The sequence below is a fragment of the Streptomyces sp. NPDC059957 genome (assembly GCF_042730015.1).
Lineage (GTDB): Bacteria > Actinomycetota > Actinomycetes > Streptomycetales > Streptomycetaceae > Streptomyces.
Window position 1 is genome coordinate 1 of record NZ_JBHWMB010000049.1, and the last position, 15,988, is coordinate 15,988.

14 protein-coding genes and 1 tRNA gene are annotated in these 15,988 nt (G+C 71.9%); 3 read left to right on the top strand and 12 right to left on the bottom strand.

Going from position 1 to position 15,988, the window contains the following annotated elements; genetic code table 11:
- Positions 1 to 57 precede the first annotated feature (57 nt).
- Both ACFWBW_RS28030 and ACFWBW_RS28035 read right to left on the bottom strand, forming a co-directional pair.
- The gene (locus ACFWBW_RS28030; RefSeq protein WP_385377829.1) at positions 58 to 2,265 is read right to left on the bottom strand and encodes an MMPL family transporter; all 2,208 of its coding nucleotides are present in this window, start codon (positions 2,263 to 2,265) and stop codon (positions 58 to 60) included.
- Between the two features lie 144 nt (positions 2,266 to 2,409).
- Positions 2,410 to 3,000 (bottom strand): TetR/AcrR family transcriptional regulator, encoded by a 591-nt coding sequence (locus ACFWBW_RS28035; RefSeq protein WP_385377832.1) that lies wholly within the window; start codon positions 2,998 to 3,000, stop codon positions 2,410 to 2,412.
- Positions 3,001 to 3,210: 210 nt separating this feature from the next.
- Between ACFWBW_RS28035 and ACFWBW_RS28040 the strand changes: the two genes are divergently transcribed.
- Complete coding sequence (locus tag ACFWBW_RS28040) at positions 3,211 to 6,507, top strand: S41 family peptidase (RefSeq protein WP_385377834.1); 3,297 nt, start codon at positions 3,211 to 3,213, stop codon at positions 6,505 to 6,507.
- 121 nt (positions 6,508 to 6,628) lie between these two features.
- On the opposite strand, the gene ACFWBW_RS28045 is transcribed toward ACFWBW_RS28040, so the two are convergent.
- The 4 genes from ACFWBW_RS28045 to ACFWBW_RS28060 form a co-directional block, all read right to left on the bottom strand.
- On the bottom strand, positions 6,629 to 6,787 hold the full coding sequence (locus ACFWBW_RS28045) for a hypothetical protein (protein WP_385377837.1): 159 nt from the start codon (positions 6,785 to 6,787) through the stop codon (positions 6,629 to 6,631).
- Positions 6,788 to 6,865: 78 nt separating this feature from the next.
- On the bottom strand, positions 6,866 to 7,750 hold the full coding sequence (locus ACFWBW_RS28050) for an SDR family oxidoreductase (protein ID WP_385377840.1): 885 nt from the start codon (positions 7,748 to 7,750) through the stop codon (positions 6,866 to 6,868).
- The gene (locus ACFWBW_RS28055) at positions 7,747 to 8,757 is read right to left on the bottom strand and encodes an alpha/beta fold hydrolase (RefSeq protein WP_385377843.1); all 1,011 of its coding nucleotides are present in this window, start codon (positions 8,755 to 8,757) and stop codon (positions 7,747 to 7,749) included. Before ACFWBW_RS28055 ends, ACFWBW_RS28050 begins: the two co-directional genes overlap by 4 nt.
- Positions 8,754 to 10,319 (bottom strand): flavin-containing monooxygenase, encoded by a 1,566-nt coding sequence (locus ACFWBW_RS28060; RefSeq protein ID WP_385377846.1) that lies wholly within the window; start codon positions 10,317 to 10,319, stop codon positions 8,754 to 8,756. The genes ACFWBW_RS28055 and ACFWBW_RS28060 overlap by 4 nt, the downstream gene beginning before the upstream one ends.
- Before the next feature lie 145 nt (positions 10,320 to 10,464).
- Between ACFWBW_RS28060 and ACFWBW_RS28065 the strand changes: the two genes are divergently transcribed.
- Entirely contained in the window at positions 10,465 to 11,196 is a 732-nt protein-coding gene (locus ACFWBW_RS28065; RefSeq protein ID WP_385377850.1) for a MerR family transcriptional regulator, read from the top strand.
- Here the strand turns inward: ACFWBW_RS28065 and ACFWBW_RS28070 are convergent.
- Positions 11,178 to 11,981, bottom strand: a complete 804-nt coding sequence (locus ACFWBW_RS28070) for an exodeoxyribonuclease III (protein WP_385377853.1) — start codon at positions 11,979 to 11,981, stop codon at positions 11,178 to 11,180. The two genes, ACFWBW_RS28065 and ACFWBW_RS28070, sit on opposite strands and share 19 nt — an antisense overlap.
- Positions 11,982 to 12,019: 38 nt before the next feature.
- On the opposite strand from ACFWBW_RS28070, the gene ACFWBW_RS28075 reads away from it, so the two are divergent.
- Entirely contained in the window at positions 12,020 to 12,520 is a 501-nt protein-coding gene (locus tag ACFWBW_RS28075; RefSeq protein WP_385377856.1) for a GNAT family N-acetyltransferase, read from the top strand.
- A gap of 356 nt (positions 12,521 to 12,876) precedes the next feature.
- Here ACFWBW_RS28075 and ACFWBW_RS28080 read toward each other — a convergent pair.
- The 5 genes from ACFWBW_RS28080 to moaC all read right to left on the bottom strand — a co-directional run bounded on the left by ACFWBW_RS28080 (position 12,877) and on the right by moaC (position 15,943).
- Positions 12,877 to 12,950, bottom strand: a tRNA-Ala gene (locus tag ACFWBW_RS28080).
- Positions 12,951 to 13,028: 78 nt separating this feature from the next.
- Complete coding sequence (locus ACFWBW_RS28085; protein WP_385377859.1) at positions 13,029 to 14,054, bottom strand: hypothetical protein; 1,026 nt, start codon at positions 14,052 to 14,054, stop codon at positions 13,029 to 13,031.
- Between the two features lie 157 nt (positions 14,055 to 14,211).
- Positions 14,212 to 14,841 carry a GNAT family N-acetyltransferase gene (locus ACFWBW_RS28090; protein ID WP_385377862.1) on the bottom strand — a complete coding sequence of 210 codons (630 nt, stop codon included), beginning with the start codon at positions 14,839 to 14,841 and terminating at the stop codon, positions 14,212 to 14,214.
- A 17-nt stretch (positions 14,842 to 14,858) separates the two neighbouring features.
- Positions 14,859 to 15,383: a molybdenum cofactor biosynthesis protein B gene (locus ACFWBW_RS28095; RefSeq protein WP_385377974.1), complete on the bottom strand. Its 525-nt coding sequence runs from the start codon at positions 15,381 to 15,383 to the stop codon at positions 14,859 to 14,861.
- Between the two features lie 56 nt (positions 15,384 to 15,439).
- On the bottom strand, positions 15,440 to 15,943 hold the full coding sequence (gene moaC, locus ACFWBW_RS28100; RefSeq protein WP_385377865.1) for a cyclic pyranopterin monophosphate synthase MoaC: 504 nt from the start codon (positions 15,941 to 15,943) through the stop codon (positions 15,440 to 15,442).
- Positions 15,944 to 15,988: the final 45 nt, after the last annotated feature.

Here is a 15,988-nt window from a genome sequence, read left to right on the forward strand (position 1 = left end):
GCCCCGCACCTCCCGGTGCGGGGCCGTTCCGCGTGCGTACTGCCGGAGACCGACGGGTCAGACGTTGGCCAGCTCGCGGTCCTTGTCGGGACCGGAGCCGTCCGAGGACTCCCCGAGGTGCTTGCGCAGGCTCTCGCCCTCCACGTCCACGTTCGGCAGGATCCGGTCGAGCCACTTCGGCAGCCACCAGGCCTTGTGGCCGAGCAGTGCGAGGACGGCCGGGACGATGGTCATGCGGACGACGAAGGCGTCGAAGAAGACGGCGATGGCCAGGCCGAAGCCGATCATCTTCACCATCTGGTCGCTGGCGCCCATGAAGCCGGAGAACACCGCGATCATGATGACGGCCGCGGCCACGACCACCCGGGCGCTGTACTGGAACCCGGTGACGACGGCCTGGCCCGGCCGCTCCCCGTGGACGTACGCCTCACGCATGCGGGTGACCAGGAAGACCTCGTAGTCCATGGCCAGACCGAAGACCACGCCGACCATGAAGATCGGCATCATCGACATGATCGGACCGGTCTGCTCCACCCCGAAGAGCGAGCCGAGCCAGCCCCACTGGAAGACCGCCACGACGGCGCCGAGGGCGGCGACCACCGAGAGCAGGAAGCCGAGCGCCGCCTTGAGCGGGACCAGGATCGAGCGGAAGACGAGCATCAGCAGCAGGAAGGCGAGGCCGACGACGAGTGCCAGGTAGGGCAGCAGCGCGTCGTTCATCTTCTGCGAGAAGTCGATGTTCATCGCGGTCGCGCCGGTGACGAACACCTTGCCGCTGTCGCTGCCCTCGCGGATCTCGTGGACCAGGTTCTCGGTCTCCACGGAGGACGGGCGGTCCTTCGGGACCACCGTGATGACGGCGGCGTCCTTGGCCTCGTTCTGGGTGGCCGGCATGACCGCGGCCACACCGTCCAGGCCCTTGATCCGGTCGACCGTCTGGTCGGCGAGCGCCTTGTCCCCGTCCACGACGACCATCAGCGGGCCGTTGAAGCCGGGACCGAAGCCCTCGGAGAGCATGTCGTACGCCTGGCGCTGGGTGGTGGACACCGGCTGGGCGCCGTCGTCCGGCAGGCCCATCTCCAGCTTGCTCGCCGGGATCGCGATGATGCCGAGGCCGATCACGCCCGCGAGCAGCACCATGACGGGGCGGCGCAGGATGAAGCGGGCCCAGCGGGTGCCGCCGTTGGGCTTGGGCTCGGCGCCTTCGGCGGCCGGCTTGCCCTTGCCGAGGAAGCGGGACTTCGTACCGGCGGGCAGCACCTTCTTGCCGGCGAATCCGAGCATGGCCGGGACCAGCGTCAGGGCGACGAGGACGGCGAGGACCACGGTGCCGGCGGCGGCGAAGCCCATCTTGCTGAGCATCGGGATGTTGACGACGGCCAGGCCCACGAGGGCGATGACCACGGTCAGACCGGCGAACACCACGGCGGAACCGGCAGTTCCGACGGCCCGTCCGGCGGCCTCGTCGCGCTCACGGCCCTCGGCGAGCTCCGCGCGGTAGCGGGAGACGATGAAGAGGGCGTAGTCGATGCCGACCGCGAGGCCGATCATCATCGCGAGGGTGGAGGTGGTGGACCCGAGGTCCAGCACGTTGGCCAGCGCGGTGATGGAGGAGATGCCGATGCCCACGCCGATCAGCGCGGTCAGCAGCGGCAGTCCCGCGGCGATGAGCGAGCCGAAGGTGATGACGAGGACGATCGCGGCGATCGCGATGCCGATGATCTCGCCGGAGCCCGTCTCGGGGGCGGCCTGCAGGGCGTCGCCGCCGATCTGCACGTTCAGGCCGTCGGCCTTGGCGGCCGTGGCGGACTCCGTGAGGGCCTCGCGGGTGGCGTCCGTCAGCTCCATGCCGCTGACCTTGTACTTGACGCTCACGTAGGCGGTGGAGCCGTCCTGGCTGACGGCCTTGGCCTCGTACGGGCTGGTGACCGAGGAGATCTGGTCCTTGCCCGGGCCGTCCTTCAGCTCGCTGACGATCTTCTCGACCTGGGGCTTGACCGCCTCGGAGTCGACCTTCTCGCCGGCCGGAGCCTTGATCACGATGCGGGCGGTGGCGCCGTCGGCGGCCATCCCCGGGAAGCGCTGGTCCAGCAGGTCGAAGGCCTTCTGGGCCTCCGTGCCGGGTATGGAGAACGAGCCTGAGGTGGGTGTGGACGCGGTTGCCGCGCCGAAGCCGGCGACGAACAGCAGCGCCACCCAGACGAGGGCGACGAATCGGCGGCGCCGGAAGGCGCCTCTGCCGAGGCGGTAAAGGAAGGTGGCCACGTCGGTGGTTCTCCCGTTCGGGTCGTGGGATGGATCAGGGCATGGAATGCCGTTCCGACGACGAGAGCGGCGTGTCAGGAGAGGCAGGAATCGAGCGCGGGGACAGCGCGTGCGGGCGGCTGCCGGGTGAGCAGCCGGGCAGGATCAGACGCCGAGGGCGGGGAAGACCACGGCGTCGATGAAGTCACCGAGGAAGGTCCGGTCGACGGACCGGTCCTCGATGAGCGGAAGGGCGATGAACGCCCCGATGAGCATGTGCGGCACGAAGGCCAGGGCCGGACAGTCCTGGGCGATCTCACCCCGGTCCACCGCCCTTTGCAGCATCTCTTGCAGACCGTTGATCTCCGGATCGACCAGCAGGTCCCGCAGCGCCTTGTGGAGCTCGGGGCTCTCGTGCACCGCGTGGGTCAGGCCCCGCATCAGCGCGGTGTCCTTCGCCATCTGGGCGTCGTCGGAGTTCTCGATCATGACCCCGAAGTCCCCGCGGATGCTGCCCGTGTCGATCTCCCGGAGGGAGACCGGCTGGGTGCAGCGCAGGGCCTTCGCGACCAGCTCGGGCTTGCTCCCCCACTGGCGGTAGAGGGTGGCCTTGCTGGACTTCGTACGGGCGGCGACCGCGTCCATGGTCAGCGCCTCGTAGCCGACTTCGCGCAGGAGGTCGAGGACCGCCCCGTGGAGTTCGGCTTCCCGCTCGGGGGTGATCCGGCTTCGACGCGACATGACCTCTTCGACCATCTCGGCGTCTCCTCCCGACCTTGCCCCACCGAACGAAACTGTTTCGTACGGATAGACCATACCCCGCCCGCCCAGCGAAACGAAACCGTTCCGTTTCGCTCGTGGAGTGGTGTCGGTCACGCGGCGACCGCCGGCCGCCGCCCCCACGGGAAGCCCCATGGATCACCTGTACGAGTTGCCAGCCCCCCTCCGCGCGGAAAGCATTGGGGGGTGAGTCACGACGCGGCGTACCTCCGGTTCCCCCATCTCCACGACGATCTGCTGTGCTTCGCCACCGAGGACGATCTCTGGGTGGCGCCCCTGGTTCCTCCCGGAGAGCCCGCCGGCCGGGCCTGGCGGATCACCGTCGACCGGACCCGGGTGGGCCACCCCCGGTTCTCCCCCGACGGCAAGCACATCGCCTTCACGACCTGGCGCAGCCTCGACCCCGAGATCCACCTCGCCCCCGTCGAGGGCGGCCCGGCGCGCCGCCTCAGCTACTGGGGCTCCACCGACACCCGGGTCTGCGGCTGGACCCCGCCCGACAAGGACGGCCGCAGCGACATCCTGGCCGTCTCCTCGCACGGCCAGCCCTTCTCCTACTTCGCCTGGGCGTACACCCTGCCCACCGACGGCAGCCCCGGGGGCCGGCTCCCCTGGGGGCCCGTCTCCGACATCGCCGTCCACGAGGAGGAATCCGAGGGGGAGGAGCCCGGCGAGCGGCGCACCCTGCTGCTGACGGGCAAGCCCCCGCACGAGCCCGCCGCGTGGAAGCGCTACCGCGGCGGCGCCACCGGCCGGCTGTGGCTGCACGGCGAGCGGCTGCTGGAGGGCATCGAAGGCCACCTGGACTCGCCGATGTTCGTGGACGGCCGGATCGCCTTCCTCTCCGACCACGAGGGCATCGGCAACGTCTACTCCTGCCTGCCCGACGGCACGGACCTGCGCCGGCACACCGACCACGAGGAGTTCTACGCCCGGCACGCCTCCAGCGACGGCTCCCGGATCGTCTACCAGTGCGCCGGCGACCTGTGGATCGTCGAGTCACTGGCCCCGGGCGCCGCCCCGCGCAAGCTGGAGGTCCGCCTCGGCGGCCCCCGCGCCGGCCGGCGCACCTACCAGGTCCCGGCCGCCAGCCACGTCGACTCCCTCTCGGTCGACACCACCGGGCGGGCCAGCGCCGTCGTCGTGCGCGGCAGCCTGTACTGGCTCACGCACCGCGACGGGCCCGCCCGCACCATCGCCGACACCCCGGGCGTACGGGTCCGCCTGCCCGAGATGCTCGGCAGCGGCGGGCAGGTGGCGTACGTGACCGACGCGGAGGGCGAGGACGCGATCGAGATCGCCTATCTCCCCCGCGCCTCGGGCGACCGCGAGCCGCGCCGGCTCGCCTCGGGCGCGCTGGGCCGCGTACTGGAGCTGCTCTCCGATCCGGACGGGGAGCGGCTCGCGATCGCCTCCAACGACGGCCGGCTGCTGCTCATCGACGCCACCGAGGAGTCCAACGGGGAGGCCGGCGAGCTGATCCGGTCCGACAACGGGCCCGTCACCGACCTCGCCTTCTCTCCCGACGGCGACTGGCTGACCTGGTCGCACCCGGGCATCGGCCGCTCGCTGCGCCAGATCAAGATGGCCCGGATCTCGGGGCCCGGCGCGCACACGATCGTGGACGTCACCAACGGCCGCTTCGAGGACGAGAACCCGGTCTTCACCCGGGACGGCCGCTACCTCGCCTTCCTGTCCTGGCGCGGTTTCGACCCGGTCTACGACGTCCACACCGGCGACCTGTCCTTCCCGCTGGGCTGCCGCCCGTACCTGGTGCCGCTGTCCTCGGCCACCCCCTCCCCCTTCGCCTTCTCCCCCGACGGGCGCCCGGCGGCGGGCGGACTCGACCCGGCCGAGGGGGACTCGGAGTCCGGCGACGGAGCGGTCACCGTGGAGGTGGAGGGTCTGGAGAGCCGGGTGACGCCCTTCCCTGTGTCGGCCTCCAAGTACTCGGCCCTGTACCCGGTGAGCGGCGGCGGGCTGGTGTGGCTGCGCTGGCCGATCTCGGGCGCGCTCGGCGAGACCTTCGCCAACCCGGCCGACGTCAGCGGCAAGCCGACGCTGGAGTACTTCGACCTCACCAAGGCCCGCAAGACGGAGCTGGCCTCCGGGCTGGACTGGTTCGCGGTCAGCGGCGACGGCACCCGGCTCGTGGTCAACGAGGACGGCGACCTGCGCGCGGTCCCGGCCACCGAGTCGGGCGACAGCGATTCCACCGTCTACCTGGACCTGCGGCGCATCCTGCACGAGGTGGACCCGGCGGCCGAGTGGCGCCAGGCCTACGAGGAGGCGGGGCGGCTCATCCGCGCCTACTTCTGGGAGCCGAAGATGTGCGGCATCGACTGGGACGGGGTGCTGCGCCAGTACCGCTCCCTCGTCGAACGGGTCGCCTCCCCCGACGAGTTCGCCGACCTGATGCGCGAGGTCCTCGGCGAGCTCGGCACCTCGCACGCCTACGTGTCCCCGGCCCGCCGCAACGAAGGGCCCCCGCACTACCAGCGGGCCATCGGCCTGCTCGGCGCCAACCTCTTCCCCCGCGACGGGGCCTGGGTCGTCGGCCGGATCCTGCCCGGCGAATCCTCCGACTCCAAGGCCCGGTCCCCGCTCGCGGGCACCGGCATCCGCGAGGGCGCGGTCCTCACCCACGTCGACGGCCGGCCGGTGGACCCGGTCACCGGGCCGTACCCGCTGCTGTCGGCGGCCGGCGGCACCACCGTGGAACTCACCTTCGAGCCCGCCGAGGGACAGGGCCGCGCACGCCGGGTGGCGGTCGTCCCGCTGATCGACGACCGCCCGCTGCGCTACCAGGACTGGGTGGCCAAACGCCGCGAGGTGGTCCGGGAGGTCAGCGACGGCCGGTGCGGCTACCTGCACATCCCCGACATGGGCGGCTCGGGCTGGGCGCAGTTCAACCGCGACCTGCGCGCCGAGATGTCCAAGCCGGCCCTGCTCGTGGACGTACGCGGCAACGCCGGCGGACACATCAGCGAGCTGGTGGTGGAAAAGCTCACCCGCTCGATCCTCGGCTGGGACCTCACCCGCAACGCGCAGCCCGTCTCCTACGCCTCCAACGCGCCCCGGGGCCCGATCGTGGCACTGGCCGACGAGGCGACCTCCTCCGACGGGGACATGATCACGGCCGCCTTCAAGCTGCTCGGGCTCGGCCCGGTCGTCGGCCAGCGCACCTGGGGCGGGGTGGTCGGCATGACCGGCCGGCACACCCTCGGCGACGGCACGGTGATCACGGTGCCGATGAACGCGGCCTGGTTCCCCGAGTACGGCTGGTCCGTGGAGAACCAGGGCGTGGAGCCCGACCTCCCCATCCTGCGCACCCCGCTCGACTGGGCGGAGGGGCGGCACGCGCAGCTCGACGACGCCGTGCACCTGGCACTGGAGCTGCTGGAACAGGACCCGGCGGCGGTACCGCCCGGCTACACGGACGTACCGGACCGGCGCCGGCCGAAGCTGCCGCCGCGGGGGTGACCGGGCTGGGGTGACCGGGCGGGGGTGACCGGGCGGGGCCGGTGACCGTAGGGCATGCGAAAGGGGTGCGACCCGGGAACGGCGGGTCGCACCCCTCGGCGCGCTTCTCAGGGACTGCTGCCTACTTGTCGAAATTCTCGTCGAACGTGTCGCGCGCCTTGTCCTTGGCCTGGTCGGCGGCCTGCGAGGCGCGCTCGGAGGTCTCGTCCTGCTTGCCGGAGGCCTTCGCCTTCTCCGCGAGTTCCTTCGCCTTGTCCTGGAACTGGTCCCTGATGCCCATGTGTCCTCACTCCTGTAGCGGTGTTCGGTAAGGGGAACCCGACCAGTCTCACTCAGGTGGACATCACTCGCATTCCGGTCAGCGGCTCGGGCTGCGCTCCTGCTCGTCCGCGGCCCCGCCGGCTCCCACAAGCCCCTTGGAAACACTGGCCAGTCGCGGTTCGAACCGCTTCATCTCGCGCTGTCCGACTGACGAGATGACCGCGGGCAGGTACCCGCGGATCCCCTGCATGCCGCGGAGCCACCACTGCGCGTAGACGTGCGCCGAGCGCCGCTCGATGCCCGCCACGATCCGGTCGACAGCCGGCCCCAGCGGGTAGGTCCGGTTCGACGGCCACGGCAGCCGCTGGCGCAGTTCGCGCATCACCTCGTCCTGGTCGGCGCCGCGCACCATGTCGGTGTCGGTCCAGGACAGGTAGCCGACGCCCACCTTGACCCCCTTGTAGCCGACCTCGGCGCTCAGGCAGTGGGCGAAGGCCTCGACCCCTGACTTGGAGGCGCAGTAGGCGGTCATCATCGGCGCCGGGGTGATCGCCGCGAGGGAGGCGATCTGCAGGAAGTAGCCGCGGCTCTCCATCAGCACGGGCAGGAAGGCGCGGGCGGTGACGGCGCCGCCGATGAGGTTGACCTCGATGACCCGGCGCCAGGCGTCGGGGTCGGAGTCCACGAAGGGCCCGCCGGAGGCGACGCCGGCGTTGGCGACGACTATGTCCACCTTGCCGAAGCGCTGCTTGACCTCCTGCGCGACCCGGGCCATGGCCTCGTGGTCGGTGACGTCGGCGTACCAGTGGTCGCTGTCGGTGTGCAGCCGCTCGGAGACCTCCTTGAGCGCCTCGGGCTCCAGGCCCACGAGGGCGACCTTCGCGCCGCGTGCGGACAGTTTGCGGGCGAGCAGTTCACCGACCCCGCGCGCGGCCCCCGTGACGACGGCGACCTGGCCTTCCAGACTCCTGCGAGCGCTCACGGCGTCTTCTCCTTGGCGGGCTTGTGGTGCGGGGAGTTCGGGACGGCAGCGGTGCCGTCGACGCGAGTGTCGGCAGCGCCGGTGTCGGCAGCGGCGCCCGCTGCGAGGTACACCTCGGCGAGCTCGCGCACCGCGGCGGTGACCGCCTCCGGGGCCTCGATCGGGCTCATGTGCCCCACCCCGGTCAGTTCGGTGAGCCCCACGCAGTTCGGCAGCGCGGCCGCCAGCCCCCGGGCGTGCACGATCGGGGTCAGCCGGTCGCTCTTGCCGCCGAGGACGGCGGTGGGCACGGTGAGCGAGGCGAGTTGGGCGTCCAGGTCCAGGGCGGCCAGCACCCCTGACCAGGCGTGCCGCACCGGAGTGGGGCACGCGTGGACTATGCGCGCGCAGGCCTCGACCTTGTCGGGCGCGGAGCCGGGGCCCATCGTGGCGTACTTGAGCACCTTGCGGGCGACGGGCGTGACGGGCCCGAGCGGAGCCCGGGATCCGAGGACCGCCCCGGTGATGCGGGTCCTCGCGCGGCCGGCCCGCCACGGCAGGACCTGCGACTCCTCGACCAGCCGTGAACTGCCGGTGCTGCACAGCAGTGCGGCCGCGGCGTGCTCGGCGAACTCCGGCCGGGCGGCGGCGGCCATGACCGTCATCCCGCCCATGGAGTGGCCCGCGACGACGGCCTTCTCGCCGGGGGCGAGGGTGGCGCCCAGGACGGCGACCAGGTCGTCGGCGAGGGCGGCGGTGCCGTAGCCGGAGCGGGCGCCGACCGGGCTGCGGCCGTGGCCCCGCTGGTCGTAGGCGATGACCCGGTGCCCGGTGGACAGGGCCCGTATCTGCGCGGCCCAGAAGGCGGTGGAGCAGGTCCAGCCGTGCGCGAGCACGATGGCCGGAGCCCCGTCCTCGCCGTGCACCTCGACGTGCAGGCGCGAGCCGTCGGCGGAGGTCGCGACCAGCTCCCGGCGCGCTGCCGGCGGGGCGTAGGGCCCCGCGGTCACGTGCGTCAGGCGGCTCACGCGGCCCCCTCCTGCACGGCTTCGGCCGCGCCGGCCACCGGGACCCGCTCGCGCTCGCGGGCCCGTACGACCTCGTACTCCCGCAGGTCCACGCCCAGCGTCTCCCGGCGGAACTCGCCGGTGGTGCCCGGCCAGACCGTGGTGTTGCGGCCCTGCGCGTCCAGGTACCAGCTGGTGCAGCCGCCGGTGTTCCACACGGTCCGCTCCATGCGGGCCTGGACCTGCCGGTTCCAGGCGTTGACCGCGGACGGCCTCGCGGCGAGGGCGACCTTCCCGCCCAAGACGCCCAGCTGGCGCATGTAGTCCGCCATGTAGTTCAGCTGCGATTCGATCATCAGGATCATCGAGCTGTTCCCGAGCCCGGTGTTCGGCCCGATGATCGTCATCCAGTTCGGGAAGCCCGCCGCGGTGGCCCCGCGCAGGGACTGCATCCCGTCCTTCCAGACCTCCGCGAGGGTCTTGCCGTCCACGCCCACCACCCGGTCGGCGATCGGCATGTCCGTCACGTGGAAGCCGGTGCCGAAGACGATCGCGTCGACCTCGGTCTCGGTCCCGTCGGCGGCGACCAGCACCGAGCCCCGGATCTCCTTCAGCCCGGAGGCCACGAGGTCCACGTTGGGCCGGGCGAGCGCCGGGTAGTACTCGCTCGACAGCAGGATCCGCTTGCAGCCGATGCGGTACGAGGGCGTCAGCTTGGCCCGCAGCTCCGGGTCCTTGATCGAGCGGCCCATGTTCGCCTTGGCGAGCGATTCGATCAGCCCGAGCTGGTTCGGCCTCTTGGTGAAGGCGCTGACCTGGAGTTCCCGTATCCCCCACAGCAGCCCGCGGCGGGCCGCCCGGGTGAAGGGGAGCTGGCGGTGCAGCCAGCGCTCCACGGAGGTGATCGCCCGGTCGGTGCGCGGCATCACCCACGGCGGGGTGCGCTGGAAGAGGGTGAGCCGCTCCACCTCGGGCGCGATGGCGGGCACGATCTGGATGGCGGAGGCGCCCGTACCGATCATGGCGACGCGCTTGCCGCGCAGGTCGTAGTCGTGGTCCCAGCGGGCGGAGTGGAAGACCTTGCCCGGGAAGCCGGCCAGTCCGGGTATCTCCGGCATCTTCGGGTCCGACAGCGGCCCGGTGGCGGAGACGACCACGTCGGCGGTGAGGTCCCCGCCCGAGGTCTCTATCTCCCACCGCATCCCGTCCGCGTCCCACCGCATCATCCGGACCTCGTGGTTCAGCCGGATGTGGCGGCGCAGCCCGAAGGTGTCGGCCACGTGCTCCAGGTACTCCCTGATCGCGGGCTGCCCGGAGAAGGTGCGGGGCCAGTCCGGATTGGGAGCGAAGGAGAAGGAGTACAGATGGGAGGGCACGTCGCAGGCGCACCCGGGGTAGTTGTTGTCCCGCCAGGTGCCGCCGACGGAGTCCGCGCGCTCCAGCACGACGAAGTCCGTGATCCCCTCGCGCCGCAGCCGCACCGCGGCGCCCAGCCCGCCGAACCCGGACCCGATCACCGCCACGCGTACGTGTTCGCGTACGTGTTCGCGTTCCTGCTCGCGCCCGTCCATGCCACCGCCCATGCCAGCCACCTTCGGATGCCGATGCCAACGCCCATTCAGATGCTGCCAGCAATCACTGGCACAATCGGGAGAGTAGAGCAGCCCCGTACTCATGGGTAGGGGTCGCGCCGGGAAAGTTACCGGGAGTACGCCCTAGGCTGCCCACGTGCCTGACAACGCAGCGCGAATCACGGGAGCAGGGACCACAGTGCGCGAATACCGCACGGAAGAGCTGGCCGAGGCCGCCGGCATACCCGTACGCACCCTGCGCTTCTACCGTGAGCGCAAGCTCCTGCCTCCGCCCCGCCGCGAGGGCCGCATCGCCTGGTACGACGACCACCACCTGGCCCGGCTGCGCACCGTCGCCGCCCTGCTGGAGCGCGGCCACACCCTCGGCGGGATAGCCGAGCTGACCGTCGCCTTCGAAAACGGCCGCGACGTCGGCCAGCTGGGTGAGCTGCTCGGCATCGGCTGGTCCGAGGAGACCCCGGTCCGCCTGACGCCCGAGGCCCTCGCCGACTACTTCGAGGGCGAGGTCACCCCGGAGAACCTGGCCACCTCGCTCGACCTCGGCTACCTGGCCACCGACGGCGAGGAGATCGTCCACGTCAGCCGCCGGCTCCTGGACGTCTCCTCGGCCTTGGTCCGCGAGGGCGTACCGCTCTCCGCCGTCCTGGAGGCGGGCCGCCGGGTCCGCGAGCACACGGACGCGATGGCGGCCCTGTTCACCGAGCTCATCTCCACGCACATCTCGGAGGAAGCGGTCCCGCGCCTGCGCCCCCTGGCCAAGAGCGTGGTCGAGGCGGAACTCACGATGTCCATGGACCGCCTCCGCCCGCCTGCGCCGGGCCCCTCGCTGCCCTCGCCGCCCTCGTCCTCTCAGACGCCGAGCTCGTAGACCACGGTCACGGGCGCGTGGTCGGACCACCGCTCGGGGTGCGTCTCGGCCCGCTCCACGAACGCCTTGACGGCCTTCGCGGCCAGCCCCGGCGTCGCCACCTGCAGGTCGATCCGCCAGCCGGCGTCGTTGTCGAAGGCCCGCCCGCGGTAGGACCACCAGGAGTACGGCCCCTCGGTGTCCGGGTGCAGGCTCCGCACCACGTCCACGTATCCGGCGGTGCCGTACACCTGCCCGAGCCACTCGCGCTCCTCGGGCAGGAAGCCGGCGTTCTTCCGGTTGGTCTTCCAGTTCTTCAGGTCGGCTTCCTGGTGGCAGATGTTCCAGTCACCGCACACGACGACCTCCCGCCCGTCCTCGGCGGCCCGCACCCTGAGCGCCTGCAGGTAGGTGAGGAACTCCCCCATGAACCGGTACTTCTCGTCCTGCTTCTCGGTCCCGGCCTCCCCGGAGGGCAGGTAGAGGCTCGCGACGGTCACACCGGGCAGGTCGATCTCCAGGTACCGCCCGCTGTCGTCGAACTCGTCGCTCCCGAATCCGACCTGCACCCGCTCCGGCTCCCGCCGGGTGTACACCGCGACCCCGGCCCGCCCCTTGGCAGCGGCCGGCGCGAACACGGTGTGCCACCCCTCGGGCGCCCGCACCTCGTCCGGAATCTGCCCCTCCTCGGCCCGTACTTCCTGCAGGCAGACGACGTCGGCGTCGGACCCGGCCAGCCACGGGGAGAACCCCTTCTTGGCGGCGGCGCGGATTCCGTTCACATTCACAGAGGTCACAGAGAACATCCCTGCACGATAGCCGGAGCGTTCCGTACGCTGTTCTGATGTCTCAGGAGATCCAGCTCCGCGCCGTGTCGTACGACGACCCGGACGCGGTCAAGCTCAATGACCAAGTACAGATCGAGTACCAGGAGCGCTACGAGGGCGAGGGCGACGAAACCTTCCTCGACCCGGCGATGTTCGCCCCGCCGAAGGGGCTCTATCTCCTCGCCTACGACGCTTCGGGCGCCCCGGTCGCCAGCGGCGGCTGGCGCGGCCACGAGGCGAACGACGAGGGCTACGCGGACGGCGACGCCGAGCTGAAGCGCATGTACGTGATACCCGAGGCCCGCGGCCTGGGCCTGGCCCGCCGCATCCTCGCCGCCCTCGAGGCGGACGCCCGCGCAGCCGGCCGCGTGCGCATGGCCCTGGAAACCGGCGATCAGCAGCCCGAGGCCATCGCCCTCTACCTCTCCGAGGGCTACACCCTGACGGACGCCAAATTCGGCCACTACCGCTTCCACGACTCCAGCCGCTGCATGACGAAGCCGCTGAACCCGGCGTAGCCGGCCCGGGCCCCTCTCCCCCGAACCTCAGATCGGCCTCTGAACTCCCCACCGCCAGGGTCGCCCCCCGTCCACCGCGCCCACACTGGGCCGAGGACGTCACCACGACCCAGCGGGGGGACCGTGCACACCGATCCGAGCGTCTACGAACTGGCCCACCTGGCCGGCGGCCCCCAACGCGTCGCCGAAACCGCCCTGCTCGCGCGGGCGCGGCGTCGCGGACGCGATCGCGGTCGTACGCGAGGCTCCACAGACCCGGAAGCGATTCCTGACCCGAACGCAAAAGATCCCGCCCGGTCTTCCGACCGGACGGGATCTCATGACGTTCTCGGGAGCAACCCGTGAACTGTCGTTTGTGGACCTGTGGGGATTTGAACCCCAGACCCCCTCGATGCGAACGAGGTGCGCTACCAGACTGCGCCACAGGCCCTTGCGACGTGTGAAACATTAGCATCCCCTCGCGGGTGCTCCAAAACCGGATTTGGGGAGCGTCCGCGCAGGTCATCGATCACTCGTTCGCGGCGCGCGGGCGCTCGTCGCCCTCGTACTGGTCGAAGAGGGGCGTACGGGCCGCGTCGCGCGGGCGGGTCCGCGGCGACGGGGTCGACGGGGGCGACGGCTGGGCGCGCAGGCGGGGTTCGGTCGGCTCGGCCGTGCTGGAGCGGGCCGCGCTCCAGGGGTCCGGGGTCGCCGGGCCGGTGGCGCGCGGGGCGACCGGGGCCGTCACGTACGTCGGCAGCGGCACCGGGACGGGCTCCCAGCTGTCACCGCGGGCGGGTCCGCGCTCGCGTTCGCGCTGCTGGTCCACCCACTCCGCGTGGTCGGTCTGCTCGACCAGGGCGCGCCGGCCGGCCTCCTGCGGGGAGACGGGTGGCGCGGGGTCCGGGTCGGAGCCGGCCGCGGTGGCGTCTTCGGAGTGCCGGCGCCGCGGGCGGTTCTCGCGCAGGTGGCGGGCGGCCGCCTCGGCGCGCCGCCGGTCCATGGTGAACTCGTAGCGGCGTCGCTCCTGGACCCGCAGATGCACGATGTACGTGCTCAGCAGCAGGGCGGGGACGGCCGGGGCCCACAGGTACTGGAGTCCGCCCACTGCGGCGGCGACCGCGCCGAGGGTGAAGATCAGGAAGAGCAGCGCGGTGGTGCGCCGGCGGCGCGCCAGGACGACCAGGCGCTGCTCGCGGCGGGCCCGCTCCACGCGGTCGGCCCGCTCGGAGGCGGCCGATCTCGGCTCGGCACGGGTCGGCGGGGGCACGACGACGGCCCGGGCGTCGGCGACGTCCACGGGTTTCACCGTTTCCGTCGCGGCGTCCGGGTCCGCGGGGGGCTGGGGCTGCGCCTCCTCGTCACCGCGCTCACGCAGGCCCTTGGCGTAACGGCGCTCCATTCCCGCCCGGCCGGAAAGCAGCCGGATGGCGGTGGAGAAGCGTTCCGTCGGACGGGCTTCGTTCAGCTCGTCCTGCCTCCGGAGCCACATGGGCACCAAGTAGGCGGCCCAGGCCCCGACAATGACTGCGTAGATGAGGCCGCTGCTGCTCACACCCCACACCGTAGAGGGGCGCGGCCGGGCGGATCCGCCAATTGGGGCGGCGTGTCGCACGATCTCGCTGATATCACGGACTTTTTTTGTGATTCTTCGGATCAGGTTATGGGCGAATCGGTCATTGGGCGAAAGAATTCGAACAGATATCGGATTTCTATTGTTCCGGCGACTTGCCCTGCTCGGCGGGACCGTGCGGATGGCGTTCGCGGTGCCAGCGCCGCAGCAGCCCCTCGCGCACTTCCTCCGCCGTCAGCGCGTACACGAGGTGGTCGCGCCAGGCCCCGTCGATGTGCAGGTACCGCGGGCGCAGTCCCTCCTCGCGGAAGCCGAGCTTCTCCACCACCCGCCGGCTCGGACCGTTCTCCGGCCGGATGCAGACCTCGATCCGGTGCAGCCCGACCTTGGCGAAGCAGTGGTCCACCGCCAGCGCGACCGCCGTCGGCATCACACCGCGGCCCGCCACGTCCCGGTCCACCCAGTAGCCGACGTGGCCCGCGCACATCGAGCCCCAGGTGATCCCGGCGACCGTCAGCTGACCCACCAGGCGACCCTGGTACTCGATGACGAACGGCAGCATGCGCCCCGCGTTCGCCTCCGCCCGCAGGTGGCGCACCATCTGGCGGTACGTCGGCCGCTGGATCACCGGCCCCCAGGGCGCGGGCGGCGGGATCGTCGCCTCCCACGGCCGCAGCCAGTCGCGGTTGCGGCGGTTGACCTCGCGCCATGCGGCCTGGTCGCGCAGCTTTATCGGCCGGAGCGAGACGTCGCCGTCCGCCAGCACCACCGGCCAGGTGGGGCCGTTCAGCTCGGGCTCCCCGGCGGTCTGCCCTCGGGACGGGGGTGGTCGCCGCCGCGGATCTGGTCGACGGCGTGCAGCAGGACGCGGGACAGGACCGCGATCCCGTCGCGGACCCCGCCCGTGGAACCGGGCAGGTTCACGATCAAGGTGCGTCCGGCCACGCCCGCCAGCCCCCGGGACAGGGCCGCGGTGGGCACCTTCGCCAGGGACTCGGCCCGGATGGCCTGCGGGATGCCCGGGATCTCGTAGTCCAGTACCCGGGCGGTGGCGTCGGGGGTCCGGTCGGTCGGCGAGATGCCGGTGCCGCCGGTGGTCAGGATGACGTCGTACGCGGCGGCCACGCCCTCGCGCAGGGCCGCCTCCACGGGGTCCCCGTCGGGCACCACGTGCGGCCCGTCCACCGCGAAGCCGAGCGCGCGCAGGCCCTCGGCGAGCACCGGGCCGCCCTTGTCCGCGTACACGCCTTGCGAGGCCCGGTTGGAGGCCGTGACCACCAGCGCGCGCAGCGAGGTGGTTCCGGGCGTCACCGGGTCCGCCTCCTGGGCGTGGGCGTGGCTGTGGACCTCGCCGCCGCGGGGGGCGTTCACGAGCGCGCCCAGTCGCCGGACTTGCCGCCCGTCTTCTCCTCGACCCGCACGTCGGTGATGACCGCGCCCTTGTCGACGGCCTTGACCATGTCGATGACGGTGAGCCCGGCGACCGCGACGGCGGTCAGCGCCTCCATCTCGACGCCCGTGCGGTCGGTGGTCTTGACGGTGGCGAGGATCTCGACGGCGTCGTCGGTGACCTTCAGGTCCACCTTCACCCCGGAGACGGCCAGCGGGTGGCACAGCGGAATCAGGTCGGGGGTCTTCTTCGCCCCCATGATCCCGGCGATCCGCGCGGTGGCGAGGGCATCGCCCTTGGGCACGCCCTCGCCCCGCAGCAGTTCGATGACGCGGGGGGCGACGAGCACGCGGCCGCTGGCCCGCGCCGTCCGGGTGGTGACGTCCTTCGCCGAGACGTCGACCATCCGGGCCGCGCCGGCCTCGTCGATGTGCGTCAGCCTGGTGGCGGGGGGGTCGGCGGCGCTGTTTTGGGTGTTCATATCTGCGTGTCGCTCCCGTCCCGGCCCCACCAAAAACGATGTAGT

Bases quoted from the DNA above. Each gene is read 5' to 3' on its own strand.
- ACFWBW_RS28070 (WP_385377853.1), bottom strand. From the start codon at position 11,981: ATGTTCTCTGTGACCTCTGTGAATGTGAACGGAATCCGCGCCGCCGCC.
- ACFWBW_RS28035 (WP_385377832.1), bottom strand. From the start codon at position 3,000: ATGGTCGAAGAGGTCATGTCGCGTCGAAGCCGGATCACCCCCGAGCGG.
- ACFWBW_RS28045 (WP_385377837.1), bottom strand. From the start codon at position 6,787: ATGGGCATCAGGGACCAGTTCCAGGACAAGGCGAAGGAACTCGCGGAG.
- ACFWBW_RS28075 (WP_385377856.1), top strand. From the start codon at position 12,020: ATGTCTCAGGAGATCCAGCTCCGCGCCGTGTCGTACGACGACCCGGAC.
- ACFWBW_RS28060 (WP_385377846.1), bottom strand. From the start codon at position 10,319: ATGGGCGGTGGCATGGACGGGCGCGAGCAGGAACGCGAACACGTACGC.
- moaC (WP_385377865.1), bottom strand. From the start codon at position 15,943: ATGAACACCCAAAACAGCGCCGCCGACCCCCCCGCCACCAGGCTGACG.